Consider the following 26984-nt stretch of genomic DNA (forward strand, 5'->3'; position numbering starts at 1 on the left):
ACCGCCTCAGGAGTAGTCGTCTCGGATGCGCCCTGCTCCAACAGCCTCGGGATCTCGGTGCCGAGCATTCGGTCGATCAGCGACATGGCGAAGGTCAACACGTGTGCGATGGGGAAAAGGACGATGCGGGACATCATGCTGTCGCCTCCTTGCGGGTGACGCACGCGGCGGCGAGCACCTCGTCGTCGAAGTCCGGCGCAAACGCGCCGCTCTCGTCGAGCATCAACTCGATCAACGCGTACAGGTTCTTCGAGTACAGCTCGCTCGAGTGCTCCGGCATCGTCGCCGGCAGGTTCAACGGGGAACAGATCGTCACCCCGTGCTTGACCGCGGTCCGGCCGGGCTCGGTCAGCTCGCAGTTGCCGCCGGTCTCCCCCGCGAGGTCCACGATCACCGAGCCGGGCTTCATGCCCTCCACGGCGGCGGCGGTGACCAGGCGCGGGGCCGGGCGGCCGGGGACGAGCGCGGTGGTGATGACCACGTCGAACCCCTTGATGGCGTTCTCGAGGGCCTGCTGCTGCTGGGCCTGCTCGGCCTCGGTGAGCTGGCGGGCGTAGCCGCCCTCACCGGCGGCGTCGATGCCCAGGTCGAGCCACTGCGCGCCGACGGAACGGACCTGGTCGGCGACCTCGGGGCGCACGTCGTAGCCGGTGACCCGGCCACCGAGCCGCTTGGCGGTGGCGAGGGCCTGCAGGCCGGCGACGCCGACGCCGAGGACCAGCACGGTCGCGGGCTTGACGGTGCCGGCGGCGGTGGTGAGCATCGGGAAGTACCGGGTGGACTCCGACGCCGCCACGATCACCGACTTGTAGCCGGCGACGTTGGCCTGCGAGGACAACGCGTCCATCACCTGGGCGCGGGAGATACGCGGGATCGCCTCGACGGCGTAGGCCTCGACACCGGCGGCGGCGAGCGCGGCGATGCCGGACTCGTTGGTGCGCGGGGCGAGGAACCCGATCAGCTTCTGACCCGGCCGCAGCCGGCCGGTCTCCTCCGTGTTGGGGGCGGCGACCTTGAGGACCACATCGGCGGACCACGCGTCGCCGATGGCCGCGCCGGCCTCCTTGTAGAGCTCGTCGGGCATGAGGGCGGCGAGCCCGGCACCGGACTCGACGATGACGTCGACGCCCTTGCCGATCAACGAGGCGACCATCTTGGGGACCAGCGCGACCCGCCGTTCACCGTCGTTCGTTTCCCGAACGACACCGACGCTGGCCAAGCCTCCTCGCCCGTGATCGCTCGAATCTTCAACTGAATTCACTTCCGGACCTCTAATTCTTGGGGGACAAGGAATCCTGGGTTCAGCGGCACGAGCTGAACAGCCTGGACAGCAGGCGCTTGCGCCGATTCCTGCATCGAGCAGTGGAAACGGGCGCACCGTCGTCGACATGAGGTCGACGACGGTGCGCGGCGCCCACAACATGCAGGCGGTTATCGGGCCGGGATCAGTCCGATTACGTGGCTCCGTTGGACGATTCAGCCAATGCTGGCGAACCCCAGCGGATCTCGTGAGGTAGCACCGCCCTCGACCGGGAGCACGCTGCCTGTGATGTAGCCGGCCGCCGGGGTCAGCAGGAAGGCGGCGGTGCCGGCCACCTCGTAGGGCTGTCCCAGGCGGTGGAGCAGTGCCTGCCGCGAGATGGACTGCGCTGCTGAGGGCCCTACCTGGTCGAGGTTCTCGACCATGCGCGGTGAGAGGAAGAATCCCGGTGCGACTCCGTTCACCCGTACACCGGCGGGGCCGTACTCCTCGGCGAGCTGCTTGATCCAGATGTTCAGCGCCGCCTTGGCGGGACCGTATCCCGGTGCTGCCTTGCTTGCATACTGGGACCACACGCTCGAGATGAAGACGATCGAGCCGCCGCCACTACGGGCGACCAGTGGCGCAAGCTGCTGTCCGAGCAGGAAGGCATGCCGCGTGTTGACTCGGAAATCGTCCTCCCAGTCCTCGAGGGTGAACTCCGCCAGCGGCTTTGCCGTCGTCCTGCCGATGACGTCGACGAATCCGTGAATCTCGCCCACTTCACTCTCGACAAAGCCAACGACGTCCGCAACGCCGGACTCGGTCGTCACGTCCGCTGACAGTGCCGGGCAGTCCAGGCTGCGGCCGATCGACTCCGCGCTCGCGGCGTCGGAGTCGACACACACCAGTTCGGCACCCATCGAGGCCAGCAAGCGGCTCGTGTGCTCTCCGATGCCACCACCTGCTCCGAGCACGACAATCCGCTGTCCGTCCAACCTGAACAATCGGTTGTGCTCGATATCGGAGGCCGCAACCGGCACATTGGATCGAAGCGCCTCGGACATCATCGAATCCCTTTCTGGTGGGTGGAACAACATGTGAACTCCGGACGCGGGCTTCCGCGTCGAAGGGGTATTCGTCAGTTGGACGCCGAAGCTGCGACCGTTCGCGAGATGTCCGACTCCGCAAGGAATCCACTGAGGATCTGCCACGTCTGCGCCGGATGCGTGATGTTGGGCGCATGCTTGGCCGGCATCGTCGCGATCGTCGCGTGTGGAACGAACTCGGCAATGCGACCGGCCCACCCGCTCTCGACCAGCAGGTCGTGCTGACCCTCGATGAGCAGGATTGGCGTCGTCACGCCGGTGAGGTTCGACGGGTAGGGGTCTTCCGGCCGGGCCACCTGCGCGGCCTCGGGCACCGGGATGTGCGGCGCGAACATGCACTGGTAGTGCCCGGGCTGCGTTGCCCACTTGTGTCGCAGCGCGACCTGCTGGTCGAACCCGTCGAAGTCGTCGCAGAGCAGCCCGACGATCCGACGAGCGTCGTCGGCGGTGCCGTCGAACGACCCGAGCTGCGCCATTGCCTCGGTCTTCCAGGGGCCACCGGTTCCGTTGATGGTCGTGACCGACGCGATCCGATCGGCGAACGTCGGGTCGGTCAGGGCGCGCAGGGCGATCGAACCACCGAACGAGTTGCCGACGAGGTGTACCGGGGTCTCGATGCCGAGCTCCTCGAGGAGCCGAAACAGGTGGGACGTACGGAAGGCGAACGGCGAGGTGTCCAGCGACACGGTCTTCGAGGTGCCGCCGAAGCCGAGCATGTCGGGAGCGATCACGTGGTAGTCCGCGGCGGCGAGTGGGATCATGTCCGCCCAGGTCACGTCGGCGCTGGCGCCCCACGCACCGTCGTGCAGGAATACAACTGTCGGGCGCCCCGGGGCCCCCGCCCACAGGTAGCGCGTTGCGGCGCCGTCCACCATGACCAAGTTCTCGGATGTCATGTCTTCACCTTTCATCGATATGTCGAACGACCGTGCTCCGGTGGTCGAAGCAGGTCTTGGCTCATGAGAGATTCAGGTCAGCGAGTAGTGCTCGGGCCGCATCTCGCGGGTCCCCTCCCAGTACTCCTTGGTGCTCAGCGGCCACATGATCGGAGATCGACCGCTGGCGCCCTTGTACCAACTGCTGACGCCGGACCATCCCCACGCCCGGAGGCGGTTCGCATCGTCGATGTCGTTCCGGTACTTGGCGTAGACCTCGGGTCGAAGATTCATGGCGGAGTGCTTGTTCTCGATCAGGAACTTGATCGAATCGACAAGATAGGCCGCCTGGCATTCCATGAAGAAGACCAGGTTTCCGTGCACCACCAGGTTGGTGTTGGGGCCGTACATCATGAAGAAGTTCGGGAACTCGGGCACGGTGAGACCCATGAACGCGCCGGCCTCTCCCGCCCACGTGTCCTTGAGTTCCTGCCCACCGACACCGGAAATCGACACGGAACTCAGGAAGTCCGATGCCGCGAAGCCGGTGCCGAACAGGATCACATCTGCGTCGATGTGCTCGCCGGCATCCGTCCATATCCCGGTACCGTCGACGCGAGGAACTCCGCTCTTCACCACAGTAACGTTGTCGCGCTTCAGAGTTCGAATCCACGTGCCGTCGTCACGAATGATGCGCTTGGCGGCGGGTGGGTGGTTCGGGATGACGTGCTCGATGAGCTCCTCGTCGTCGCCGATCTGGGCAAGCAGGTATTTCGTCAGGTCCTCACGGACGAGTTCGCTCGCATGCGAGATCGCGCGCTCGGTCGGGGGGTACTGCGGATCGACGGTCGCTGCGTCAAGCTGACCGACCACACGGGGCAGGAAGATCGTGAACCGGTAGTAGGCGCGGTACATCGGCAGATGGCGGAGTAGCCACCGTTCGCCTTCGCTGACGTCGCGGCGAAGCTCCGGCGTGGGGAACAACCAGGGCGGAGTCCGTTGCATGATCGTCACGTGCTCGGCGATCTCGGCTGCTGCCGGCGCAAACTGCAGTGCGCTTGCGCCGGAACCGATGACGACGACCTTCTTGCCGGTCAGGTCTACTGAGTGGTCCCACTCCGCGGAGTGGAAGGCCGCACCTTCGAAAGTCTCGAGGCCCGGGATGTTCGGAACACTCGGGCGGTTGAGCTGGCCCACCGCGCTGACGACCGAGTGAAATTCATCGGTGTCCCGGCCGCCCTGACGGTCCACGGTCGCCACGGTCCAGTGGTTCGCGCCCTCGTCCCAGGCTGCGTTCTCGACTTCTACGCCGAAGCGGATGTGATCGTACAGTCCGTAGTGCTTTGCGAAGTCCCTGAGGTAGTTGAGAATCACCTCTTGGCGGCAGAAGTACGAAGGCCAGTCGTAGGGGAAGAACGAGTATGCGTAGATGTGGCTGTGGACATCGGTCCGGCAGTTGGGATACGTGTTCTCGTTCCAGGTTCCGCCGACGTCATCACCCTTCTCGAAGATGACGAACGGAATGTTGGCCTGCTTCATTCGGAGTCCCGCGAGCAACCCGGAGATTCCGGCTCCGATGATTGCCACCTTGAAATCCCGGTTCTGATCCAAGGATTCGAGGGTCCAGTCGGGAGCACGGCGGTCTTCGAAGTCCGCGACGAGGGCTTGATCGAGCAACGCGGTCACCTCGTCGCCGAGTCCGTCGAGGCCCCAATCGCCGATGGCCGAGAGCACGGCAGCACTGGGTCGCGCCGGCACCGGCGCTCCGCTTTCGGCAAACGCCTCGAGTCGAGCCAGGCAGAACCGGCGCACCTCGGCTTGCGTCTGCGGATCCAGGTTTCCCTGGGGGAGCAGATTCGGATCCGATCGCCACTCGTCGCGAAGCACGGCGACGTCGTTCGTCAAGTGCGCCACGACCATCAGTAGCGCCGGGGTCTCGGCGAGGTCGATGAATGCACGCAACTGTTCAATACTGGGAAGAGTGAAAGGGCTGTCCGCCATATGATTCTCCGATTTCTCCTGTCGAACATGCATCGCAGGTTCCCCGAGTGGTGGACGGGGGACGATCCCGGTCACCTCGCCGAGTCGCGGCTGTCCAGGTTCTGGCGTACGAGAAAGTCATTCACCAGATCGGCGGCCTGCCTGACGTTCTCGAACATCGCCAGGTGCCCTCCGGGGGTCATCGCCAGTTCCGCTCCGGGCACGGCCGCGGCAAGAGCCTTGGTCACCGCCGGAGTGGCACTGGTGTCGTGTTCGCCGCCGATGACCAATGTCGCTGGCGGGGAAGCCCATTCCGGGGACGAATCGATGTAGTCGAGTTCGCGCATCGCGTCGAGAAAGGCGCCGTGGACCTCCCCGTCGGTGGCGGTCAAGGATGCCCGCGCGAGCTCGACGAGGCGCTCGTTGGCGCGGATCGTGTCCTCGTCGAACCAGCGTCGGAGGGTGGGCTCGAGCAACTTCGCCATCCCGCCGTCGCTTCGCGCGAGTGCGGCACGCTGGCCGGTGTGGTAGCTGCTCTGTTCGTCGAATCTCGCGGTGGTGCCCATCAGGACCAGAGAATCGACACTCGCGCGGTGCCGCGTCGCGAGTGCCTGCGCCACCATGCCGCCGAGGGATACGCCGAGCACCGTGCTGGACTGATTTCCGAGCTGATACCAGAGTGCCGCAACATCTTCGGCGAGGAGGTCCAGAGTCACACGGGTCGGTCCGAACTGGGTGCCACCGTGTCCGCGGAAGTCGGGGCACAGGTAGCGCCTGTCCTGCCCCATCGCGGCGGCCAGGTCTTCGTACCAGGATCCGTCGAGGGCGAGGGGGTGCAGGCAGGTGACGACTTCGGTTCCCTGCCCGAAGATCCTGTAATTGAGGAGGGTGCCGTCAACCGAATGCATTTTGCCGGTGATCACCAGCCGTTCTCCTTTCCAAATAGTGTGACGGTGGGGTGCGTCATTTCGTTCGCTCGACTTCGGCGGCCTGAACCGCGTCCTTCAGGAGATCGGCGAGCTGGTGGTAGTAGCCGTGGAACTGCTCGGAGCTGATTCGCATCTCCTGGCGGCGCGGACGCTCGAGGTCGATCCGGATGTCTGCCACGACCCGGCCGGGCCGGCTCGCCATCAGGAGCACCCGGTCACTCAGCAGGATCGCTTCTTCGAGATCGTGAGTCACGAAGATGACGGTGGGGCGTTCGGCCTCCCACAGTCGGAGGAACTCCTCCTGCTGGATCGCCCGTGTCTGCGCATCAAGAGCCGCGAACGGCTCGTCCATCAGTACGACGCGGGGACTCTGTGCAAGGGTGCGTGCGATTGCGACACGCTGTCTCATTCCCTGTGACAGGTGGGTGATGTCGGAGTCGGCGAACTCTTCCAGCCGGACTCGGTGCAACCACTCGTCGCTGCGCTCTCGGCGTTCGGCACGACTCATTCCGCGAACCTCGAGTCCCAGTTCCACGTTGGCGCGCACGGTTCGCCAGGGGAGCAACGCGTCGCGCGCAAACAGAAAGGTCACGTCCTCGGGTGACGCGGTGACCTCCTGGCCGTCCAGTCGCACCGACCCTGTCCGTGGCCGGACCAGGCCGCCGGTCATCGAGAGTGCAGTGGTCTTCCCACACCCGGAGGGGCCGACGATGCTGACGAATTCCGAGGGGGCGATGGACAGGTTGAAGTTCTCGAGGGCCCGCACCGGTCGGTCCCCGTGAATGAAGCTGTGGTGGATGTCCTGGAACTCCACGGACAACCCTCGGGCGGTCGCGGTCCCCGAATCTGTGCTGAGCATGGTCATTGAGAGCACCTCGTTCGTGTCAAGGCGGGCGGATGGAGGAGGACGGTCACTGGGCTCGCGCGTAGTTCGGGACCAGGGCCTCGTAGCTCACGGCTCCCTGCGGGACGAGACCCTGCTTCTCCGCGATGCCCACCATCAGTTCGATCGAGTCGCGCGGCACCTGGAACATCTGCTTCGTGTTCGGGAAGACCGTCTCCTGGAAGAACCGGATCGACTGTGCGGCGGCTTCCGGCATCTTCCCGTCGAAGCTGCCCTTGTTGAGTAGGGCCGCAGCCTCGTCGGGGTTGGCGTCGATCCACACCTTGCCGTCCCACTGCGCGGCGAGCCAGGCCTGCACGACTGCCGGCTGCGCCGCGGCATAGTCCTCACGCACGACGATCGCGCCGACAACCTGCCTGCTGAGCGATTCCGGCGTTCCGGGGTCGGCGAAGTTGACCAGCAGGCGACCGTCGGTCTGATCCGCGACGGCAAGGCTCGCGCCACGGCTGTAGCCCAAGTACGCGTCCAGTCGGCCGGCCTTGACCTGGGCGATGGCCGGTGAGATCTGGCCGACACCGACTCGGGTCACGTCACGCTCGGGGATTCCGGCGGCATCGAGAGCCATGAGGAGTTGCTGGTCTGCGCCTGCGCCGAGCGCCGTAACGCCGATTCGCTTGCCGCGCAGCGCTTTCATCTTCTCGTCGAACGATGCGCCTTCGTCTGGCCAGGAACCCGGCCCGACGACGACCGAATAGGTGTTCGCCGGCACTCGGAGGCCGACCACGACGGGCCGCTGGCCAGGCGTGGAGTTTGCGAACGCGTTGATCGCGAGCGTGATGTCGGTCATGCAACCGGTCATCGCCCCGGATGCGAGCAGCTGGTTGGCCTGTACCGCGCTCGACGGAAAGAGCAGATCAGGCACCGAGAGGTTGTAGCCGGCGAACTGGTCCCGGTTCTTGTTCACCACGTCGACCAGGAAGTTGTCACCGGGCGCGGATCCCACGACGAACTTCGTGGAATCGGGCAGCGCGTTCGGCGCCAGGCCGCCGGTGGGCGCGCCAGTCGCGCCTGCGCTCGAGTTGTCACTGCACCCCGCGAGCAGTGCACCCACCCCGACGGCGGCAACGCCCATGCCGGCCATCGTCAGGAACTCGCGACGGCTCGACCCGGCGCCTGCCGCGGACGCGGGGGACCGTCCGGCGGATCGGGGCAGTTCGAAGGGGAACTTCATGTGTATGTGGCTCCTGATTCGGAATTCGGGTCGAGCGACGACAGTGGGGCGGTTCCGGCGTAGTCGGCTGAGAATCATTCCTGGAGTAGAGCTTTCGGCAGGTGCAGTCAAAAGGCCGTCGGTGACGGCCCCTCGAAATGCGGCTCGAGAGCGACTTGCTCAGGATGTGACCTCCGTTACATGAATACTCACGGCCCGGAGACGGTGCGTCAAGAAATCTCGGGGGTCCCGCCCGTTATCACCCCGATAGGCAACGCGCACTTGTGCTCGGGTACGGCAAAAGCCCAGCCTCTTGAGAGCAGCCGACGCGGTACGTGAACCCGCCCTCAGCCTGGCGGTGGCGCGCGAATCCGAACGCCGAGTGTGGTTCGAGTCGAGTTGCCCCGAGCACCTGGTGTCGGCGGCTGCCCCACCAGCCGGATCAGTGAAGGAACGATCGCCAATGCCTCAGTCCCCAGGTTCTCCCGCCGGCGCCATCGGCTTCGACTTCTCTTCTCGCGTGGCCATCGTCACCGGCGCCTCGCGCGGCATCGGCGCCCGGATCGCGCTCTCGCTCGCCGAAGCGGGCGCAAGGGTGGTTCTGCACGGCCGCGATGCCGAAACTCTCGAGTCGGTCGCAGAGCAGGTTCGTGCACTCGGCAGCGAGGCGGTGACCGTCGCGGGGAACATCCGATCCGAGGAAACAGCAAAAGAGCTCGTCAGCGCGGCGATGGCTGCTTTCGGCCGCATCGACATCCTCGTCAACAACGCAGGCGGAAACTTCGCCAAGCGTCTGGAGGAGCTCTCGACGAACGCATGGAACGCGACCGTCGAGACCAACCTCGGCGGCGCGTTTCAGTGTGCGAAGGCATGCTGGCCGGTCTTCGCCGAGCAGGGGGGCGGTGTCATCGTCAACGTCGGCTCTGTCTCGAGCTCCTACGCCCACCCGCAGCGCGGCGCCTATGCCGCGGCGAAGGCCGGGGTGGTGTCGTTGACCCAGACGATGGCATGGGAATGGGCGGGGCAGAACATTCGGGTCAACTGTGTCGCTCCCGGAGCGATCCTGACCGATGCTTCCCGCTTCGCAGCTTCGGACACCGCAGACAAGATCGCGGCATACATCCCGCTCGGTCGTCTCGGAACCCCGACCGACGTCGCCAACGCCTGCATGTTCCTCTGTTCCGACGCGGCGTCGTACATCACCGGTGAGGTCCTCACGGTCGCCGGCGGGCCGCTCGCGTCGTCGCCGGTGGAGTTGCCGCCGCGGCCGTTGCTCGAGCAGGTCTGATGCCCGGGCTCGCGGCTGAACTGTCAGGTTGCGTGCCTTCCGAAGGCTCGGTCCGATCGCACCATGTGAATGGGACGCGAACAAGCACTCTCAACTCAGGGAAGTGAAGATGACTACTGTGCAGACGTCGAATGCTGATGTACTCGACATGGAACGCGAGATCTTCGCCGAGCAGCGTCGAAACAGACGCAATGCCTTTCAGGCGACGTGGGCGCTGCGTTTGCTGTGGCTCGGCCTGTTCCTCGGCGCTTGGTACCTTGCTTCGCATACCGGCCTCGTCGATCCGCTGTTCATCTCCACACCGGAGGACGTCGGGCAGGCGTTCGTCGTCCAGCTCACGGACAGCACCTTCTGGATCGACGTCAAGAGCACGTTCGGTGGGGCCATGGCCGGCCTCCTGATCGGGGCCTCCCTCGGCGTGCTCAGTGGTGTGATCCTTTCCCGCAGTGAGGTTCTCAACCGCGCAGCAGCACCCTTCCTGACGCTGCTGAACAGCCTCCCCCGGCCCGCGCTCGCCCCCATCTTCATCCTGTGGTTCGGGCTCGGGATGGTGCCGAAGGCGTTGGTCGCGGCCAGCATCGTGTACTTCGTGCTGCTCACCGCCACGGCGAGCGCGCTGCGCGGCATCGATCACGACATCGACATGCTCGCGCGCTCGATGTCGATGTCCGCATGGCAGCGGTTCGTCAAGATCGAGTTCCCGAGCGCGTTGCCGGCGATCGTGGGCGGCTTGCGGCTTGCCGCTGTCTACTCGGTGCTCGGAGCGGTTCTTTCCGAGATGGTCGGCGCCTACACCGGATTGGGGCAGCGACTCGTCACGATGACGAACAATTTCCAGGTTGCGGAGTCGTTCGCGGTGCTCCTTGCGATGGGATTGATGTCGATGCTTCTCGACGCGGGCATCTCGTTGTTCCAGAAGGTGGTACAGAAGCGTGCATGAGAACAGGCGGTGTGCATCGTGAATCTTCCCGTTGTCGTGACCGGCGGCGCCAGTGGTATCGGAGCGGCGCTGTGTGAGGCCATCACCACCACCAATCCGGTGGTCGTGATAGACCTGCAGGTCCCGAGTGAACCTGTCCTGGGTGTGACCTATCTGATCGGGGACGTGTCTACCCCCGAGGGGATCGACGACATAGTCGGGCAGTTGCGCGCACAAGGAGTTGACCGCATCCACGGCCTGGTCCACTGTGCCGCGACAGGTCACTTCGAGCCCTTCGCGCAGACTCCACGGGCATCGTGGGAACGAGTCCTCCAGGTCAACCTGCACGGCACCTTGGCGGTGACGCAGGCGCTGCTACCCCTCGTTGACGACGGCGGACGGATCGTCCTGTTCTCGTCCGGCACAGTGTTCAAGGGGCCGGGCGCCGCCGCGGTCTATGCGGCGTCGAAGGCAGGTGTCATCGGATTCGCACGGTGCCTGGCAGAGGAGGTCGGCTGCCGGGAAGTCACCGTGAACGTGATCGCGCCAGGCCTCGTGATCACGCCGCTGGCAGCGTCCATCGCCGCTACCGAAGCGAGCAACATCGCGACGCGAGCGATCAAGAGAGCCGCCACCCCCGCGGACTTCGTGGAACCCGTCCGCTTCCTCCTGTCGCCCGGAGCGTCGTTCGTGACGGGCCAGACCCTGGTGGTGGACGGCGGCTCGATTCGGCATTGAGGGTCCAGTCCGTGCCACCGGTGTCGACGTGACGAGGCCGGTGGCACGGATACTTTCGGACACCGTAGAACGATGAACTGAACAAGTGACCGCTTGTCTAGCAACGAGACCCGGGTTTCGGCGCCGTTCTCGCAGGCCCTACTCTGGCGCTTGCCCCGCCGATGTGTGCCACGACACACCGGCCGGCCGACGCGTATTCAGTGGGTGCCGGTGGGCCCCGACGACACGAGGTGCTTCGACTTTGAGATTCGAACAGTTGCGGTATCTAGAGGCCGCATTGAGAACCGGATCGTTCCGGCAGGCGGCCAAGGAGGTCGGTGTCACGCAGCCGACGATCACAACCCAGGTCCAGCGTCTCGAGGAAGACCTGGGTGTGGTTCTCGTGCTCCGCGGGGCCAACGGGGTGCGCGCGACCTATGCCGCAGAACGCATCCTCCCGCATGCCCTCGCAGTCATGCGGGCAGAGAACGCGCTGCGCCAGGAAGCCAGCGCGATCGACAATCTGAAGATCGGGAGCATCAGGTTGGCTGCGGTCTCCACGGCCAGCCTGACCCTGCTTCCCGACGTCGTGAAGCTACTGCATCGCGAGCACCCCAACATCCGCTTCGAAGTGACCGAGGGTGGATCGGAGATGGTCCGCCGTGGTGTCTCGACCGGACACTTCGACATGGGACTGCTGAGCACGCTCAAGGGCGACGACTGCAATGCCGACACCCTTCAGTACATCGACCTGCTCACGGGGAGGCTCGTCCTGGCGATTCCCGAGGAGCATCCGCTGGCGCGCAAGGAGTCTGTCCAGGCATCGGACCTCGCCGGCCAACCGCTGATCTTCTTCTCGAAGGGGAGCATCCTGCGCGATGCGCTCGAGCGACTCGTCGAGGGCATCGAGATTCGTCCCGTCTACTTCACGGACAGCGCCGAGACCTCCATCCGCATGGTCAAGGCCGGGGTCGGTATCGCGATCGCGAACACGGTCGCACCGTCCACCGTCAGCGGCGACGGCGTCGTGCTGTCTCCGGTGTCTGCAGACTGGGCGGCCACACGGCTTGCCGCGGTGGTACGGAGGGGCGAAATGCGAAGCCCTGTAGTGCAGACCCTGCTCAGGCTCATCCGCCAGCAGGTTGCCGAGATCAACGGTGCGTAGAGTGCCGGGGTACTCGGGGCGCTGACTGCCCGGGCAGGACCGGCCGGGTACGGACGGCCGACGTATCGGCCTCGCCGGTGGGCGAGGCCGATACGCTCTTGTGCTTGTCAATCACAAATGTGTGGCTGTGTAACAGATTTGCGCCCGTGGGGCGCGGTCTCACAGTGCACGGCGCGCCAGGCTGAAGATCTGACCGGTGGGACCGCCGATGCGTTGCTGTGCCAACCAGCCGACCAGTTCCGCAACTTCGTAGGGCGATTTCACGCGTTCACTGGGGAGGCCTTCAGGGGCTTCGCCCACCGTGACGAGAGCCTCGGTGAGCTTGGTGGCGACCGGCCCCGGAATCACTTCGTTCACGTCGATTCCATGCTCCCAGACCTCGTCGGAAAGGGCCTTCATGAAATGGCTCATGCCGGCCTTGGACGAGCCGTAGGCGGTGAGCCCTCCCATGGGAGAGTGCCCGAGGCCCGACCCGATCATGATGATCCGGCCGCCGCCCGAATCGATCATGTGGGGGAGTACGGCACGCGACATGTTGAACGGTCCGATCAGGTTGAGCGCGATCACACCGGCCCACTCTTCCGGTTCCGCTTCCAGCACGGGGCAGGGCGCTCCGGTACCGGCATTGTTGACGAGTACGTCGATGCGGCCGAATGTGTCGAAGGCCGAGCGGGCAACATCGCTGCATGCGCTGTACTCGGCGACGTCGCACGGCACGACGAGGGCCTTTGAGCCGAGCGCTTCCACCTCGGCGGCCACGGCCTGCAGTTCCGATGTGGTTCGGGAGGCCAGGACGACGTTGGCGCCCGCACCGGCGAGCTGGAGCGCGCACGCTCGACCGATTCCTCGTCCTGCCCCGGTGACCACCGCGACCTTGTCCGTAAGGTCGAACGCGTCGTCCTTGCTTGCTGTTCTACTGATCATGAAGAATGCCCTCGCTGTAGGTTTGGTCGGCCTGGTCGGTGCTAGGCCCGGGCAAATGGCGGCACGATGTCTTCGTAGGACACCGTGCCCTTTTTGAGCATGCCCAGTTGGTCCATGACGTCCGCCACGTGCTCGATTCCGCCGCGAGTCACCTTCCAGTTCGGGCTGACTTTCGGGAAGGCACGATCGACCATGAAATCGATTGCCTTGCCGGCCTCCACGGGTGCCTCGTTGTTGAAGGTTCCCGCGTTGAGGAGTGCCGCGGCGGCCGCTCGATTCTTCTCGATCCACGTCTTGGCATCCCACTGTGCAGCGAGCCAGGCATTGGCGACATCTTCGTGCGCTTCGGCATTGTCTTCTCGCATGACCAGCGGGCACACCTGGAGGGCGCTCAACAATTCGGGTGTGTCGCCGCCGCTGAAGTCGATCAGCATCTGCCCTTGGACCTGGGTGGCCACCGACAGTCCCGAACCGTAGGTGAAACCCACGTAGGCATCGAGCCTGCCGTTCTTGATCTGTGCAATTGCGGCGGGTATCTGCCCGACGGCCACCGCCGTGATGTCACCGCGTTCCATCCCGGCTGCCTTGAGGGCCAGGTCCAACTGGCGATCGGTTCCCGCGCCGATAGCGGTGACGCCAATCTTCTTGCCCTTCAGGGAGCCCATCTTCTCGACGAAGCCGGCGCCCTGGTCGGGCCAGCTTCCCGGACCCACAATCATGTTGTAGGTGTTTACCGGCATGCGCATGCCGACGATGACCGGCCGGTTTCCCTTCTGGCCGTTGGCGAAGCTGAGCATGGCGAGCATGGTGTCCATTGCTGCGCCCTCGATCGCACCGGCACTGACCATCTGCATGCCCTGCACAACGCTCTGCGGATAGATGAACTTCGGGACCTCGAGGTTGTACGGGGCGAACTGGTTCTGGTCGACATTGACGACGTCGATCAGGAAATTGTCACCCGAGGACGACCCCACGGTGAACGGGGTCGGTGTGGCCAGTGCACCTTCTGCCTTCGTGCTCGCCCCGCCAACTGCTTCGTTGCCGCCGCAGGCGGCGAGCAGTGAGCCGGCGCCAATGGCCAGCACCCCTGCGCCGGCAAACTTGAACAGGTTTCGCCGACTGGTCGCCGGCCCGATGGCCGCGCCGCGCGTTCGTCCGATGGATGCTGTGCGGTCAAACTCTCTGGTCATCATTACTCCCTAGGCTCGTTACATCAGGGGCAGACAGAATCAAAGATCTCGTCCGAGTCGGTGTGCCGAACCCAGACGTGCCGGACCGTGTCCGCGCCCGGCGGGTCGACCAGTGGTCGCCGGCGACGGTGCAGGCCGCGGCGGAGTCGAGACGCCGGCAACGCGCCCTGGCGCGGCAGGTGGTCAGCTAGAGGTCGAGCACGATTCGGGATCCGGCGGCGCGCGAGACGCAGATCATCATCGTCTTGTTGTCTTCCCGTTCGCGCTCGGTGAGTACGGAATCCCGATGATCCGGAACACCTTCCAGCACCGCGACCTCGCAAGTTGCGCACGTTCCTTCCATGCACGAGGCCAGGACCGGTACGCCCACCTCCTCGAGCGCCGACAGTATGCTCTGGCCGGGATTCACAGTGACGGTCATGCTGCTTTGCATCAGTTCGACCTCGAACGAATCGTCACCGGCGCTCGAGTCGACACTTTTCGGGGAGAACCGTTCGATGCAGAGGGCATCGGACGGCCAGGACGATCGGCACCGGTCCTCGACCGCCCGGAGTAATGCCTCGGGCCCGCAGCAGTAGACCAAGGTATCTGTATCAGGTTGGCCCAGAGCCGAATTCAAGTCGATCACGCCGACCTCGTCCTGAGGGTAGAGTCGCACGCCGGCGCCGTCGATCTCCAAGAGTTTCTCAGCGAACGCCATCGACCGACGTGACCGGCCTCCGTAGTGGATGGACCACCGCGCACCGGCCTTCGCGGCCGCCGAGACCATGGGCAGCATCGGCGTGATGCCGATGCCGCCTGCGATGAAGACGTAGTTGGGGGACGGGCGAAGTGGGAACAGGTTTCGCGGGCCCCGCACTGCCACCGAGGATCCCACGTGCAGTTCCTCGTGGATCTGCAGCGACCCGCCCCGGCCATCGGCCTCGCGGAGTACGGCGATTCGCCAACAACCTCGGTCGGAGGGGTCGCCGCAGAGTGAGTACTGACGAATGACGGACTCGGACAAGACGATCTCGATGTGCGACCCCGGGTCCCAGGCAGGAAGATCGCTGCCGTCGGCGTTGCGAAACTCGAGCTCGACGATCTCCTCGGTGAGCGCCGACCGGTGAGTCACGACGACAGTCAGTTCTTCTTCATTGAATGAGTTGCGCACGGAACCCTGCTTTCCAGAGATCGATCGATCTTCGTGCATCAGTCCCGGTGCACCGTAATGGCTCCGGAGGGACAGATCCGCTCCGATTCGGCCACTCCTTCGTACTCCTCGGGGAGGACGTTCTCCCGAAGCGTGAACACCAGGCCGTCGTCTTCTGCCTGATCGAAGATGCCCGGCTCGCGTCCGACACACAGTCCCGCAGCAATGCACTTCGTGTTGTCTGCAATCACCCGAATCAAAACCGCTCCTTCGTCGCTGTGGCTTGGTCCGGTCGCTACCACGCGACCGGGAATTCGTGGAGTCCGTAGAAGGCCGAGTCGTCCTTGAACCGGAGCTCGCTGATGGGCTTGGCCGACCGGAGAGTCGGAATCACGTCGAAGACGGTCTCGAGTACAACTTCCAGCTCCATGCGGGCGAGGGCCTGCCCGAGGCACTGATGAACTCCGTATCCGAAAGTCATGTGCTGGCGAGCTTCGCGCCGTCCGACGTCGAGTCTGTCCGGGTCGGGGAACACGGACTCGTCTCGGTTCGCCGCGGACACCGCCGCGATCAGGCCCTCTCCCGTCGGGATCGTGTGGCCGGCGATCTCGATGTCCTCGACAGTCAGGCGCATAGCATTGCTGTGTGTCACCGAGGTGAAGCGGAGCAGTTCTTCGATCGCGTTGGTGACGGAAACCTCTCCGGAGGTGATTCGGGCGAGCTGTTCTGGATTCTCCAGGAGGGCCAGTGTTCCCAGTGTGATGACGTTGGCGGTGGTCTCATGGCCGCCGAGGAGGAGCAGATTCGCGTCCATCACCGCTTCCTCGCGGGTGAGCGCGCCACTGGCGACGTGTTCGGCCAGGAAGCTCATCACGTCGTCCCGAGGGTCGGCAGTTCGCAGGTCGATCAGCTCGCCGAGGTATTCGAGCAGTTTGTCGGTGGCCTCCGTGACCTCCGCAGGTGACGCCGTGCGCGAGATCCGCACGGCGCTCTGCACCTGGAAGAACTCGTGGTCCTGATACGGAACGCCGAGAAGTTCGCAGGCCACCGTCGACGGCACCACCAGGGAGAACTCGTGGAAGAAGTCGACCGGTGGCGTCTGCGCGACGAGATTCTCGAGGAGTCCTCTCACCAACGTCTTCACGGTGGGGCGCAGGGCCTCGACACGGTTGACGGTGAAGAAGGGGATGAGCAACCGGCGACGCCGGCTGTGATCGGCCCCGTCCAGTCGCTGGAGGGATTCGTCCTGCATCTTGGCTGCTTGATCCGACTCGGAGAGAAAAGGGAAGTTCGGACGTTTCGTCTGGGCGCTGAGCGACGACGACCGCAAGACAGTCCGGATGTCCTCGTATCGCGTGAGCAGCCATGCGGAACGGCCGTCCCAGAGACGAACCGGTGCGACCGGCTGTGTGTCTCGTAGATCCCCGTACGCCGTGGGTGCGGAGAACGGGCAAGTCCGCTGCATCGGGAATTCGGGAGCCGGAACGGGTGAAGCCATGGCTTACCTCCACATTTTCATGGGATCGGTGTGACGACGGTCTCAGTGATACTTGTGCCGGTCGGCGGAAGCGTCAATGAGTCGCCGCCTGTCGAGTCGTTATCACCGCGATAGCCGCCGAATGCTTGCGTGACTCCGGAAGTGGCTGCCGCCGAGCTGATCTCGACCGGTCCGGCGGTCGCCTGACTCGGTGGAGCGCGCAGCGGGGTGAGGCTCCGCCGGCCGGCGTCGGCCGACAGGTTTCGGGCGTCGCAGGGCTGGAGGCGTACGGCGGGTGGGCGCAGTGCGTCGTGTCCGGTGTTGCCGCCGCGCATTCGAATCGACATATCCAGCAATATGTTTCGTCCTAGATTGCAATCTGGCGGCTATCGCGGTTGAAAGGTTGCGCACCCTTCCGTCGGCAATGTCCGGCAAGGAGACTGCACTCGTCACCGTTCGCATTGTGACCACCGTCACGATGCCTGAAGGAAGGCTCCAGATGATTCGCCTGAAGCTATTGGCGAGCCTTGTGCTCCTGTCGACTGGAATCACTGCTTGCGGCGGTGCATCCGGTCAGAGTGCTGACGGCTCACCGGCCGAGATCCACATCACCATCGGATCCGGTCTGCCCTACGCGCCCTTGACGATCATCAAGCAGAAGCGCGTCCTGGAGACGGCATTTCCCGAGACCCGGCTCGTGTGGGACGAGGGCGTGAGCGGGGGCGCTGCGACCCGCGACGGCATCCTGTCGGGCAAGGTCCAGGTTGGTGTCACGGGAATCGCGCCCTTCGTCATCGGGGTCGACAAGGGTGTGCCGTGGAAGGTCCTCGGGTCCATGGGCCAGATCGGCATCAGCATGGTCTCCAGCGATCCGGAGATCCGGTCCATCGAGGACCTTGACGCGTCCGGCCGGCCGATCTCTGTGCCCTCGCCGGACTCTGGCCAGGCCATGGCGCTCAAGTCGCTCGCCCAGACGAAGCTGGGGGATGTCAAGGCATTCGACGACCAGCTCTCACCGATGCCACATCCGGACGCTTATCAGGCGTTCCTCACCGGAACGACGGGTGCGGCGTTCATCGCGCCGCCGTTCCAGTACCAGCTTCTCGCGCGTCCGGACACTCACGAGGTGGCTTCGGCTGCGGACGCATTCGGGGCGATCACCTATTCGGCAATTGTCATGTCGGAGAAGTTCCACGACGAGAATCCGGTGTTCGCCGAGACCCTCTTCGCGGCATTGGCCGACGCCCTGCAGATGCTCCGTGAGGACCCGGACAAGGCGGCCGAGGTGCTCGCGAACGCCGATGAAGGCCGCGAGTCGGCCGCTACCTACGCCGAGTGGCTCCGACTGCCTCAGAACCACTGGGATGTCGCTCCCCGTGGATTCGGGGCGTCCGCCGAGTTCATGAAGTCCGTAGGACTGATCAAGTCGATTCCCTCGACCGAGCAGATGATGTTCTCCTCCGTCAGCGAGGTCGGGCAGTGATCGCACCGGTCATTTCCGCCGAGGCGGTCAGCATTCGATACGAGTCGCGAGATCGGGACTCTCACCTCGCCGTCGACGACGTCACGTTCGAGGTCAGGCAGGGCGAACGGTTCGTTCTGCTCGGTCCCTCCGGCTGTGGCAAGACATCGCTTCTCATGTCGATCGCGGGATTCATCAAGCCGGTGTCGGGCAACCTGCAGGTCCGTGGCAAGCGCATCCTCGGACCCGGGCCCGACCGGGCCGTGGTGTTCCAGGACTTCGACCAGCTCTTCCCGTGGCGGACCGTGGTCGGCAACCTCAACTACGCGGCGAAGCTGGCGCTTGGCCTCCGTGGGGACGAGGCCCGACAGCGGAGTCTTCGCTACCTGGAGTTGGTCGGCATCCGTGACGCTGCCGATCGCTACCCGCACCAGCTGTCGGGGGGGATGAAGCAGCGAGCAGCCATCGCCCGGGCGTTGTCCGTGGAGCCGGCACTGTTGCTGCTCGACGAGCCGTTCGGCGCGGTCGACGAGATCACCCGCACCAACCTGCAACGCGAACTCGTGAGGATCTGTGACAGCGAATCGATGACCGTCATCATGGTGACCCATTCCATCCCGGAGGCGGTCTACCTTGCAGACCGGGTCATGGTCATGTCCAGTGGCCCGGGGCGCATCCAGGAGATCGTCGACACGTCGGCAATCGACGGTTTCGGCCACCCCGAATTCGGATCGACGGTCGAGCAGTTGAGACTCCTGCTCGAGGACGGCTCCACGCCGGCCGTTCGGAAGAACGCACAGGGAGCGCAGCGATGACCGCGACAGCACTCACTCCACCGCTTCCTCGGACCGCATCGTTCCGCCTCAGCGCGACCATGCGCCGCGTGGTCCTGGCCGTGGGGCTTGTCGCGGTATGGCAGGCCGCAATCTGGATCTTCCAGCCCTCGCCCCTTCTCTTTCCGTCGCCCGCCGACGTGGCTCGGGCGATCGTGGAGGCGTTCCAGTCCGGAGCGATCCTCGATGCGACCGCTTCCACGCTGCGAATCCTCGGAATCGGTACCGGACTGGGACTGGTCATCGGTCTGACGCTGGCTACCCTTGCCGTGCTGTCACGGTGGATGGACGATCTCTTGTCTCTCGTCGTGTCGATCATGAATCCACTGCCCTCGATCGCAATCCTCCCCCTTGCAATGATCTGGTTCGGCCTGACCCCGACCGCGATCGTGGTGGTCATCTTGAACTCGACCATCTGGCCGATCGCCCTGAACGCAAGCATGGGGTTTCGGATGGTCAGCACCACGCTGCAGCGGTCCGCCCGGACGATGGGCATCAAAGGTGTGCGGATGGTGGTGCAGGTCCTCTTTCCCGCATCACTGCCTCATCTGTTGACGGGTGTCCGGATCGCCTGGGCCTTCGGGTGGCGGACGGTGGTCGGCGCCGAACTCGTCTTCGGTGCGGCCGGCGGCACCGGAGGCCTGGGCTACTTCATCAACCAGGCGCGGTACTTCCTCGACACGGATGCGGTCTTCGCCGGTCTGGTCGTGATCTCCGCCCTGGGTCTGGCGATCGAATTCGGATTCGGGCGCATCGAGCGCCTCACGATCGAGCGCTGGGGCATGGCGAAGGTCGGCTGACCCTCACGGGAGAGCCCCGCTGGGTGTGTTGACGCGCCCAGCGGGGCTTGCTGCTGTGCGGGCAGCGCCCACGCGCCGTGCTTCGCCGATGTCGGCGGGCAGCCCTTCACGCGGTTCCAGGTTTCGAGTAACCAATTGGTGTGCAACCTGTTTCGTGCCGGTAGTCGCCCCCAGCGTGCCGTCGACGGACTCGCCAAGTCATTCGGCGGCCGGCGCCGTCGTGGCGCCGATAGGTGATGCGTATCACGGGACAAGGTCCTTGGGTCTTCCCTGGAATGTGATCTCGATCAACACTTGGCACACGCAATTCACTTCCGTATCCGTGGCGCTCGTAGTCCACGTCATTCGAACAGGGGGGTCCTCCTTGTCAGTCGATTCGATGCCATCCACCTCAGTTGCTGCGCAGATCCTGACGGCGATCGGGGAGACTCGCGCGGCGGGAGGAGTGGTCATTCCAGAGGCAACGGCCAAGTACCTCTTAGGCCAGTTCGGGGTGAGTGTCCCCCGGGGCCTGACCGTCGAGGAAACCTCTTCGGTTCCGTCGAGCCTGACGCCGCCGCTGGTACTCAAGGCGGTGTCGCCGACGCTCGTTCACAAGTCGGATGCCGGCGGTGTCCGGGTCGGGCTGCGCCACGACGAACTCGCCGAGGTCGCCGACGACATGCGGCGGCGCCTGGCGGAACTCGGCCACACGACCGCCGGCTTCCTGGTCGAGGAGATGGCACCGAAGGGCCTCGAGGTCGTGCTGGGTGCCGTCCGCACCGAAGGGCTCGGCTGGGCGGTGATGGTCGGGCTCGGGGGCATCTTCGTCGAGGTCCTCGAGGACGTCGCGTTCGGGCTCGCGCCGCTGACCCGCGGCCAGATCCGTGCGATGCTCGACGAACTGCGTGGAAAGGCGCTCCTCGGCGGCGTGCGCGGCGGCGCCCCCGTCGACATCGACAGCCTTGTCGAGGTGGTGTACGCGCTGGCAGAACCCGGTGGGCTCCTGGCCTCCCTGCCCGACGACGTGGTGGAGATCGACCTGAACCCGATCATCGTGTCGGCGCACGGTGCGGTCGCGGTGGACGCGCGCTTCGTCCTTCGCGAGGCGGGATCGGCCGACGCCGCGAAGGAGGCCGCAGCGACCGGTTCCGCTGCCGGAATCGAGCTGTACTGCAAGGGATTCGACCGTCTGATGGAACCGCAGGCCGTCGCCGTTCTCGGCGCGAGCGGGCGGGGAACCACCGCGGGCAATCTGTTCATCCGTAACCTGAAGCAGTTCGGGTTCGCGGGCGAGATCATCCCGGTGCACCCGACCGCCGACCTCGTCGAAGGTCTGCCGGCGGTCGCCTCACTCGGCAACCTGCACCGCGTCGTCGACTACGCATATGTCGCGCTGCCGGCCGGTTCGGTGGCTCCGGTGCTGGCGGAGGGGCGTGACCGGGTCGCCTTCGCCCAGGTCATCTCAAGCGGATTCGGCGAAACGCACGAGGGCATCGAACTCGAGCGTGAGCTCATTGCGACTGCCCGTGCGGCCGGGATCCGGTTGATCGGACCCAACTGCCTTGGCGCCCACTCGACTTCGGGTCGGCTCTCGTTCATCCCCGATGCGCCGGCAGTCCCGGGCTCCATTTCGGTGGTGTCGCAGAGCGGCGGGTTGAGCGTGGACATCCTGCGGCTGGGGGAGGCGAGAGGAGTCGATTTCCGTGGCGTCATCAGCATCGGAAACGGCGCAGACGTCTCGGCCGGCGAGCTTGTCGAGTTCTTCCTCGGCGACCCGGCGACGTCGGTGGTCGGCCTGTACCTCGAATCTCTGTCCTCCGGACGCGAGGTGCTCGAGGTGCTGAGCCGGTGCGAGACGAGCAAGCCGGTGGTGCTGTTGGCCGGTGGTCGCACCGCCGACGGCGCGCGGGCGGCGACCAGCCATACCGGCGCGCTCAGCGGCAACCACCGGCTGTGGCCCGCGCTCGCCCGGCAGGCCGGCGTCGTCCTGGTCGACACCCTCGACGAGTTCGTCGACGCACTTCACGTGTTCGACGTGTGCGACGAGGCTGTGCAGACGACGGGCAGCGACGTGGTCCTGTTCGGCAATGGCGGCGGCGCGAGCGTGCTGGCCGCCGACACCCTCGATCGCGTCGGCATGACCACGCCGAAGCTGCCGCAGACCGCGATCGACGAGCTGAACAGCCTCGGCCTGCCGCCGGGCAACGGACTCGAGAATCCGATCGATGCCCCGGCCCCCACCCTGGCAGTGGACGGCGGTGCGGTGGTGGAGAAGATCCTGCGAACCGCTCTCGCGCACAGCTCGCCCGCCGCGGTCATCTCGCACTTCAACGTCGGCATCATCGTCAAGAACCTCGGAGCGACCCACGGCGACGTGCCGGCCGCGATCATCGACGCGATCGTGCGTGCACGGGATGCGGCTGAGCACAAGTGCCATCACATCCTGGTCCTCAAGACCGACGGCAAGGCCGACACGGACGCCCAGATCAAGGTCTACGAGGCGCGCGCACGGGCGGCCGGGATCCCGGCGTTCCGCGATCTGGAGAGTGCTGCGCGCGCGACGCAGGCACTGCTGCGGCGCCGGCGTCTCGAGGACGTCGACCAGGGCGACGACAACGCTCGGGTGCTACTCACCTCGGCCAGAAAGGGCAACACCAATGACAATTGAGAACCTGCAAGAAGAGACGCTCGGACCCGAGGCCCGGCACATCGAGCGGCGGAACGCCGCCCTGGCCATGGGCGGGCCGAAGAAGCTGAAGCAGCGTGCGGAGGCGGGCGTCCTGAATGCCCGCGAACGGGTAGCTCTCCTCTTCGACGAGGACACCTACCGCGAGACGGGGCTGTTTGCGACGTCGGCAGTTCCGGCTGACCACAACCGCACTCCGGCGGACGGCAAGGTCACCGGAACCGGCGAGGTGGCGGGGCGCACGGCCGCGGTCATCGCGTACGACTTCACCGTCAAGGGCGCTTCCAGCAGCTCGGTGAGCAACAAGAAGATGCAGCACATGAAGGACCTGTCGCTGCGCTCCGGAGTGCCCATGGTGTACCTGGCGGAGTCGACCGGCGTCCGGATGCCGGACGTGATGGGCGGCATGGGCATGGGCAGCGGAAACGACCGCACCCGATTCCTTCGCCGCCGTGAAACTCCCTGGGCGTCAGCGGTGTTCGGCTACGCATTCGGCTCGGCCACCTGGCATTCGGTGTCCTCGGACTTCGTGGTGTTCCGTAAGGGCGCGGTCATGGCGGTCTCGAGTCCCGGTCTCGTCAGCCGCGCGACGGGCCAGGAAGTCGATGCGCAGGAGCTCGGCGGTTGGAAGCTGCACGCCCAGGTCACCGGGATCGCCGACGCGGTGGCCGACACCGACGAAGAGGCCATCGAGCTGGTCCGGAAGTTCCTGTCCTACCTTCCGTCCCACAACCAGGAGACCCCGCCGACAGCTCCGGTCCCTGCGGGTTCGGGATCGCGAGCGGCAGAGCTGCGGAACCTCGTTCCGGAGTCCCGGTCGAAGGTCTACGACATGCGGAAGGTGATTGCGTGTGTTGCCGACGACGACAGCCTCTTCGAGTTGAAGCCGCAGTTCGGCAAGAGCCTGATCACCGGTCTGGCACGCATCGACGGGCGCACGGTCGGCGTGATCGCCAACAACCCCATGTTCAAGGGCGGCGCAATCGACGGCGACGCCTGTGACAAGGCCACAAGCTTTCTCGTGCTGTGCGATTCGTACAACATTCCCATTGTGTTCATGGTCGATCAGCCCGGGTTCCTCATCGGGTTGGAGGCGGAGCGTAACAAGATCGCCGGCAAGGTCATCAACTGGATGAACGCGCTGTCGCTCGTGACCGTCCCGAAGGTCACCGTGATGCTGCGGAAGAACTACGGACAGGCCTTCGTCAACATGGGCGGGTCCGAAACGGCGGACGCGGTCGCCGCCTGGTGGTCCGCGGAGGTCAGCTTCATGGACCCGAGTTCGGCGGTCGGCGTGGTCTACGGCGTCGACCGCGATGCGAACCCGGAGGAGTACCAGGCCAGATTCGACGAGATGGCCCGCGATACAACGGCATACGACATCGCACGCGTGTACGGCGTGCACGAGGTGATCGATCCCGTCGACACCCGAGATTTTGTCGTCCACGCACTCAGCGCGAACTACCGACACCGCACCAACGGTATCGGTGAGCACCTGCTGAGCAACTGGCCGACCAGCTACTGAGAGGTGACGACATGACGCAGTATCCAGTGAGTGTGCTGATCGCCAACCGCGGCGAGATCGCCCGCAGAATCATCAAGACCACGAGCCGGCTCGGCGTGGAGTCCGTCGCCATCTACCATCCCGTCGACGCGGACCTCCCGTTCGTCCGGGAGGCAGATCGGGCGATCTGCATCGAGGACGCGAAGCCCCTCGGGACCTATCTCGACGGTGGACGGATCATCGAAACCGCAGTGGCTGCAGGGGTCACCGCGATTCATCCCGGCTACGGATTCCTTGCCGAGAACGCGGAGTTTGCCCGGGCCGTGATCGACGCCGGCCTGCTCTGGATCGGTCCCAGCCCCGAGGTGATCGAGGTGATGGGGGACAAGGTCACCGCCCGGCACGCCGTTGCCGCAGCGGGGGTGCCGGTCAGCGGCGGCACCGACAACGGACTGTCCTCAGTGGAGGACGCCCTCGTCCAGGCGGAGTCGATCGGCTTCCCGGTCATGCTCAAGGCGGCGGCAGGCGGTGGTGGAATCGGAATGGTCGTAGCGCACGACGGCGAGCAGCTAAGCAAGATGTTTGCCGGCACCCAGTCGATGGCAGAGCGTAGCTTCGGTTCCGGGAAGGTGTTCCTGGAGAAGTACATCTCCTCCGCCCGGCACGTCGAGGTGCAGGTACTCGGCCTGGCCGACGGGACTGTGCTCACGCTCGGCGAGCGGGACTGCTCTGTGCAGAGACGCCATCAGAAGGTCGCCGAGGAATGCCCGGCCCCACGTCTCGAACGCGCTGTGCGGGACCAGCTGAGTGCGGCGGCGATCCGCGCGGCCGGGGCCGTCGGCTACGAGAACGCAGGCACGGTGGAGTTCCTGCTGGACACCGTCACCGGGGAGTTCGTATTCCTGGAGATGAACACCCGCATCCAGGTGGAACATCCCGTCACCGAACTGACCTACGAGGTCGACCTCATCGAGCAGCAGCTGAGCGTCGCGGCCACCGGCGGAACCACGACCGAACTGAACACCGAGCCGCAGGGGCACTCGATCGAGTTCCGGGTCTGCGCCGAGGACCCGGTCAGGTTCTTCCCGGCGCCGGGAACGATCGAGCAGTGGCAACCCCCGTCGGGGCCGGGGATCCGGGTCGACAGCGGGTACGAGGCCGGCGACGTCGTCACCTCCAACTTCGATCCGCTTCTCGCCAAGTTGGTTGTGACAGCACCGAACCGGCCTGCGGTGATCGCCCTGGCGCAGACCGCACTGGATGCATTCGAAGTGACCGGAGTCGTGACGAACCTTCCCTTCCTCCGCAAGCTGGTCCGCTCCGAGGAGTTCGTCTCAGGGCAGTACGACACCACGATCGTTTCCACCATCACCAGCCGAGAACTTGCGGCAGCCAAGTCAGGAGCATGACGAAGATGACCGAGACAGTGCAGGCAGATCTCAGCGCCAATGTATGGAAGATCCTGGTCGCGGTCGGCGACCCGGTCGTCCCGGACGAGCCGTTGATGATCCTCGAGTCGATGAAGATGGAGATCCCGGTCATCTATTCCGACGCCGGGACGGTCGTGGCGATTCATGTGGACGAGGGTGCGAGCGTGAACCTCGGCCAACCGCTGCTCGAGATATCCGCGCAATAGGCCGAATACGCCGCCGCGGCTCCGGGGCGTGACCGATTCACCCTGCGTCAGTGGGTCTGGATCGACTCGTGCCAGCGCCTGATCCCCGAGGAGTGTCCGTGTCTCTACACGCAACCGTCGACCCGCGCCCCGCACCACCCAGGTCGTCGCGGATGTACCCGTGGGTCGTCTTCGCATTGGGTTTCGCTCTGATGTTGTCGGACTACATGTCTCGGCAGGTTCTCAGTGCGATCCTTCCGCTGCTGAAGGTCGAGTGGGGGCTGTCGGCGCGCCCCAGATGATCCTGCTCGGCATCGGTTCCTTCTTCGCTGCCGGCTCGTCCGGCCCGGTGACGGCACTCGTCGCGAGCCTGATCCACCCGTCGCTTCGGGCATCCGGATTCGGAACGCTGACCCTGGCATACACCTTCTTGGGAATGGCGCTGGGGCCCTTTGTCATCGGAGTTGTGGCCGACCAGGCGGGACTTCTGCGGGCGCTGCAGCTTGCTCCGCTGGTAGGCCTGATGACGGTCGCGGTCCTGTCGGTTGGACGGCGCCGGTATCCGACAAGCCTCCGAACGCTCGCTGCCCTGACGGGACCGGTCTCGATTCAGGGCGACCCCCGACAGGTCGATCTGTAATCACAAGAAGCGGCAGCGCCCCGCAGGCGCTGGCCGAACAGCCCCCACTATCGAAGGAGACTCCCATGTCCCTCTTTGACGTCTCAGACCGCGCCGAAAAGCTCCGGACGGATCTGCTCGAGTTCATGGACACGCACATCTACCCGGCCGAGGCCGTGTACGACGAGCAGATGCGTGAGTCCGGTGACCCGCACTTCCAGCCGCCCGTCCTCGAGGAGCTCAAGGCGGAGGCCCGCCGGCGTGGGTTGTGGAACCTCTTCCACCCGCACCCCGGCTACGGTCCGGGGCTGACCAATCTGGAGTACGCGCCGCTCGCGGAGATCATGGGGCGCAGCCTCATTGCGGCGGAGGTGTGCAACTGCAATGCCCCCGACACCGGAAACATGGAGGTGCTCCAGCTCTTCGGGACCGAGGAGCACCATGAGAAGTACCTCAAGCCGCTGCTCGACGGGACGATGGCGTC

25 protein-coding genes are annotated in these 26984 nt (G+C 65.3%); 13 read left to right on the forward strand and 12 right to left on the reverse strand.

Annotated elements, in window-relative coordinates:
- Positions 1–133 precede the first annotated feature (133 nt).
- From RT2_RS24170 to RT2_RS24200, 7 genes are all read right to left on the reverse strand, one after another.
- Positions 134–1219, reverse strand: coding sequence for a Re/Si-specific NAD(P)(+) transhydrogenase subunit alpha (locus RT2_RS24170; protein WP_072847354.1), 1086 nt, complete (start codon positions 1217–1219; stop codon positions 134–136).
- Positions 1220–1476: 257 nt separating this feature from the next.
- A complete protein-coding gene (locus tag RT2_RS24175) occupies positions 1477–2307 on the reverse strand; it encodes an SDR family NAD(P)-dependent oxidoreductase (protein WP_072847355.1) in 831 nt (276 codons plus the stop codon).
- Positions 2308–2381: 74 nt separating this feature from the next.
- Positions 2382–3245 (reverse strand): alpha/beta fold hydrolase, encoded by an 864-nt coding sequence (locus tag RT2_RS24180; protein ID WP_072847356.1) that lies wholly within the window; start codon positions 3243–3245, stop codon positions 2382–2384.
- A 72-nt stretch (positions 3246–3317) separates the two neighbouring features.
- A complete protein-coding gene (locus RT2_RS24185) occupies positions 3318–5186 on the reverse strand; it encodes a flavin-containing monooxygenase (protein ID WP_169888553.1) in 1869 nt (622 codons plus the stop codon).
- 110 nt (positions 5187–5296) lie between these two features.
- The gene (locus RT2_RS24190; RefSeq protein ID WP_072847358.1) at positions 5297–6127 is read right to left on the reverse strand and encodes an alpha/beta fold hydrolase; all 831 of its coding nucleotides are present in this window, start codon (positions 6125–6127) and stop codon (positions 5297–5299) included.
- A gap of 40 nt (positions 6128–6167) precedes the next feature.
- Positions 6168–6998 (reverse strand): ABC transporter ATP-binding protein, encoded by an 831-nt coding sequence (locus RT2_RS24195; protein ID WP_083577591.1) that lies wholly within the window; start codon positions 6996–6998, stop codon positions 6168–6170.
- Positions 6999–7044: 46 nt separating this feature from the next.
- Positions 7045–8208 carry an ABC transporter substrate-binding protein gene (locus RT2_RS24200; protein WP_072847359.1) on the reverse strand — a complete coding sequence of 388 codons (1164 nt, stop codon included), beginning with the start codon at positions 8206–8208 and terminating at the stop codon, positions 7045–7047.
- Between the two features lie 337 nt (positions 8209–8545).
- Here RT2_RS24200 and RT2_RS24205 point away from each other — a divergent pair, with 337 nt between their 5' ends.
- From RT2_RS24205 to RT2_RS24220, 4 genes are all read left to right on the forward strand, one after another.
- The gene (locus RT2_RS24205; protein ID WP_139191339.1) at positions 8546–9475 is read left to right on the forward strand and encodes an SDR family NAD(P)-dependent oxidoreductase; all 930 of its coding nucleotides are present in this window, start codon (positions 8546–8548) and stop codon (positions 9473–9475) included.
- Positions 9476–9584: 109 nt separating this feature from the next.
- Positions 9585–10415, forward strand: coding sequence for an ABC transporter permease (locus tag RT2_RS24210; protein WP_139191337.1), 831 nt, complete (start codon positions 9585–9587; stop codon positions 10413–10415).
- Positions 10416–10433: 18 nt separating this feature from the next.
- Positions 10434–11132 (forward strand): SDR family NAD(P)-dependent oxidoreductase, encoded by a 699-nt coding sequence (locus RT2_RS24215; protein WP_169888558.1) that lies wholly within the window; start codon positions 10434–10436, stop codon positions 11130–11132.
- A 241-nt stretch (positions 11133–11373) separates the two neighbouring features.
- Positions 11374–12276, forward strand: coding sequence for a LysR family transcriptional regulator (locus RT2_RS24220; protein ID WP_169888561.1), 903 nt, complete (start codon positions 11374–11376; stop codon positions 12274–12276).
- Between the two features lie 159 nt (positions 12277–12435).
- Here the strand turns inward: RT2_RS24220 and RT2_RS24225 are convergent, their stop codons facing one another.
- From RT2_RS24225 to RT2_RS24245, 5 genes are all read right to left on the reverse strand, one after another.
- The gene (locus RT2_RS24225) at positions 12436–13200 is read right to left on the reverse strand and encodes an SDR family NAD(P)-dependent oxidoreductase (protein ID WP_072847364.1); all 765 of its coding nucleotides are present in this window, start codon (positions 13198–13200) and stop codon (positions 12436–12438) included.
- Positions 13201–13241: 41 nt separating this feature from the next.
- The gene (locus RT2_RS24230; RefSeq protein ID WP_072847365.1) at positions 13242–14393 is read right to left on the reverse strand and encodes an ABC transporter substrate-binding protein; all 1152 of its coding nucleotides are present in this window, start codon (positions 14391–14393) and stop codon (positions 13242–13244) included.
- Between the two features lie 184 nt (positions 14394–14577).
- Entirely contained in the window at positions 14578–15582 is a 1005-nt protein-coding gene (locus RT2_RS24235; protein WP_072847366.1) for a PDR/VanB family oxidoreductase, read from the reverse strand.
- Entirely contained in the window at positions 15582–15773 is a 192-nt protein-coding gene (locus tag RT2_RS25700) for a ferredoxin (protein WP_217635639.1), read from the reverse strand. The genes RT2_RS24235 and RT2_RS25700 overlap by 1 nt, the downstream gene beginning before the upstream one ends.
- Positions 15774–15817: 44 nt before the next feature.
- Positions 15818–16774, reverse strand: coding sequence for a cytochrome P450 (locus RT2_RS24245; RefSeq protein ID WP_217635638.1), 957 nt, complete (start codon positions 16772–16774; stop codon positions 15818–15820).
- A 649-nt stretch (positions 16775–17423) separates the two neighbouring features.
- On the opposite strand from RT2_RS24245, the gene RT2_RS24250 reads away from it, so the two are divergent.
- The 9 genes from RT2_RS24250 to RT2_RS24290 form a co-directional block, all read left to right on the forward strand.
- A complete protein-coding gene (locus RT2_RS24250) occupies positions 17424–18482 on the forward strand; it encodes an ABC transporter substrate-binding protein (RefSeq protein WP_072847368.1) in 1059 nt (352 codons plus the stop codon).
- On the forward strand, positions 18479–19276 hold the full coding sequence (locus RT2_RS24255) for an ABC transporter ATP-binding protein (protein ID WP_072847369.1): 798 nt from the start codon (positions 18479–18481) through the stop codon (positions 19274–19276). Before RT2_RS24250 ends, RT2_RS24255 begins: the two co-directional genes overlap by 4 nt.
- Positions 19277–19344: 68 nt before the next feature.
- Positions 19345–20094: an ABC transporter permease gene (locus tag RT2_RS24260; RefSeq protein WP_217635637.1), complete on the forward strand. Its 750-nt coding sequence runs from the start codon at positions 19345–19347 to the stop codon at positions 20092–20094.
- A 379-nt stretch (positions 20095–20473) separates the two neighbouring features.
- The gene (locus RT2_RS24265) at positions 20474–22744 is read left to right on the forward strand and encodes an acetate--CoA ligase family protein (protein WP_169888564.1); all 2271 of its coding nucleotides are present in this window, start codon (positions 20474–20476) and stop codon (positions 22742–22744) included.
- Entirely contained in the window at positions 22734–24287 is a 1554-nt protein-coding gene (locus RT2_RS24270; protein ID WP_072847372.1) for an acyl-CoA carboxylase subunit beta, read from the forward strand. Before RT2_RS24265 ends, RT2_RS24270 begins: the two co-directional genes overlap by 11 nt.
- An 11-nt stretch (positions 24288–24298) precedes the next feature.
- The gene (locus tag RT2_RS24275; RefSeq protein ID WP_072847373.1) at positions 24299–25675 is read left to right on the forward strand and encodes an acetyl-CoA carboxylase biotin carboxylase subunit; all 1377 of its coding nucleotides are present in this window, start codon (positions 24299–24301) and stop codon (positions 25673–25675) included.
- A gap of 5 nt (positions 25676–25680) precedes the next feature.
- Positions 25681–25902: a biotin/lipoyl-containing protein gene (locus tag RT2_RS24280; protein WP_072847377.1), complete on the forward strand. Its 222-nt coding sequence runs from the start codon at positions 25681–25683 to the stop codon at positions 25900–25902.
- A 277-nt stretch (positions 25903–26179) separates the two neighbouring features.
- The gene (locus RT2_RS24285; protein WP_072847374.1) at positions 26180–26521 is read left to right on the forward strand and encodes a hypothetical protein; all 342 of its coding nucleotides are present in this window, start codon (positions 26180–26182) and stop codon (positions 26519–26521) included.
- Between the two features lie 65 nt (positions 26522–26586).
- A partial coding sequence (locus tag RT2_RS24290; RefSeq protein WP_174556751.1) for an acyl-CoA dehydrogenase family protein occupies positions 26587–26984 on the forward strand: 398 nt, incomplete at its 3' end.

The organism is Rhodococcus tukisamuensis NBRC 100609 (assembly GCF_001894985.1).
In the GTDB taxonomy this organism is placed as follows: Bacteria; Actinomycetota; Actinomycetes; order Mycobacteriales; family Mycobacteriaceae; genus Rhodococcus_G; species Rhodococcus_G tukisamuensis.